Origin of the sequence: Dyadobacter sp., assembly GCF_051859145.1 — a bacterium.
Lineage (GTDB): Bacteria > Bacteroidota > Bacteroidia > Cytophagales > Spirosomataceae > Dyadobacter.
This window is the reverse complement of record NZ_JBHYGF010000535.1, coordinates 1-1,791: the sequence shown is the minus strand read 5'-3', so window position 1 is coordinate 1,791 and position 1,791 is coordinate 1. Positions and strand designations below refer to the sequence as shown.

Annotated in this window: 1 protein-coding gene and 1 pseudogene; both read right to left on the bottom strand. The window is 47.5% G+C overall.

Annotation, left to right across the window (positions count from 1 at the left end; genetic code table 11):
* A pseudogene (locus tag ACTIE6_RS23540) lies at positions 1 to 660 on the bottom strand (T9SS type A sorting domain-containing protein); the annotation flags it as partial.
* Positions 661 to 741: 81 nt separating this feature from the next.
* A complete protein-coding gene (locus tag ACTIE6_RS23535; RefSeq protein ID WP_439558957.1) occupies positions 742 to 1,785 on the bottom strand; it encodes an isoaspartyl peptidase/L-asparaginase family protein in 1,044 nt (347 codons plus the stop codon).
* Positions 1,786 to 1,791: the final 6 nt, after the last annotated feature.

Below are 1,791 nucleotides of genomic sequence, written 5' to 3'. Positions count from 1 at the left end.
GGTCCAAACCAGCTTCCTGGATACGGCGTCTATCTTGAATGTACCATTGCCCGTAATTTCATTGGGAAACAGATACCTGTTGTCAATCATGCGTACACCGCAGGTTCCGGGAGACGCTTTGCTCAGCTTATGAACTTTGATAGAAACGCTGTCCGCATCTGCAACTGTGGGCGCAAGATCCACCGAGAATACTTGCTTTACGCCAGCTTCAAAGTTGAGGTAAGGCAAAACCGGCGTTGAGTTTTGAACCTGCGTATCAACTACAGTCCACAGGAATGCGGAAGTCATTTCGGATCTTTCAAGATTGAGATACCCGGCGGTACGGTTGTCAATGGAGGTGGATATCTGAAAAATCCCGCTCACGGGGTAAGTATACTGTCCTTCAAAGTCTGCTATAAGTACACTGCCATTATTTGGATGCGCAATTACTTGCGTTTTGCTTAAATCCTTCGTAATACCATTACCGAGGCAAATAGTTACGTTATTCATGGCATCAGCAGCTCCGGCGCCAACCTGTGTATCCAGATAAAGCCGCACCTTAATGCCATAGGTTTGGCCGGAAATGTGTTTGGCCAGGATCTCGCCGCCCTTGAAATGGGTAGCATAAGCTGCGTTACAAAACAACGCTATCAGAAAAAGTATTCCGTAGATTAATTTCATAGAGAAAAGGCGGCGTTAAGTTACATCTGAAATCACAACGTTTGAAGCAGGCGGTTTTGTATGGTTACATAGAGAAGAAAATCAGTCTTTATAGATCAGTACCTCAGTTTTTCCATCACCTTTAATATACCCCCGGTACATTCCTTCGCTGTTGAAAGGCATGGCAATGTTTCCGTTCCGGTCGAGTGAGATAATCCCGCCCTCTCCGCCACGTTCAACCAGCTTTTTCATCACTACTTCGTTAGCTGCATTTTCCAATGAAAGTCCTTTATATTCCATTAATGCAGAAATATCGTGCGCTACCACCGAGCGGATGAAATACTCTCCGTGTCCCGTCGCTGAAACCGCACAGGTTGCATTATTCGCGTAAGTACCGGCCCCGATGATGGGCGCATCGCCGATTCGTCCGTATTTCTTGTTTGTCATACCTCCCGTGGAAGTACCCGCGGCGAGGTTACCGTATTTGTCCAGCGCCACACAACCTACCGTTCCGAACTTCCGGCCTTCGGTAAAAATGAGATCCTCTTTCAGCAACACGCCGGTTTTAGGTGCTTTTTTGATCTGCTTTTCTTCCTTGGCATCGTGGTCGAGCTCCTGTTTGTCTGCGGCCTTTGTTTTTTCCAAAGCTTTAAACCGCGTTTCAGTATAGAAGTAGGAGGGATCAACGAGCTCCAATCCCTGTTCTTTTGCGAACTTTTCAGCACCTGCACCGGCCATCATCACGTGCTCAGACTTATTCATCACCGCAATCGCGGCACTGATCGGATTTTTAATGTTGGTAACCCCAGCAACTGCACCGGCTTTCAGCGTTTTGCCTTCCATAATGGAAGCATCGAGTTCATTTTTGCCATCATTGGTGAACACAGCCCCTTTTCCCGCATTGAACAGAGGGGAATCTTCCATGACGTGAATTGTAGCTTCGACTGCTTCCACGCTCGTACCTCCTTTTTTCAAAACAGCATAACCTTTCTGCAACGCTTCGTTCAGAGCTGCTTTGTAAGCTTTTTCCTTATCCGGGCTCATGTTGGCGCGCGTAATGGTGCCGGCGCCGCCGTGAATAACAATGGTAATTTTATCTGAAAAATCCTGCGCAAAAGACGGAAGGCTGAGCACGGAAAGGAGCATTGCGGA

What these genes read in the sequence shown, in the direction of transcription:
- ACTIE6_RS23535 (WP_439558957.1), bottom strand. Translation starts at nt 1,785, where the DNA reads ATGCTCCTTTCCGTGCTCAGCCTTCCGTCTTTTGCGCAGGATTTTTCA.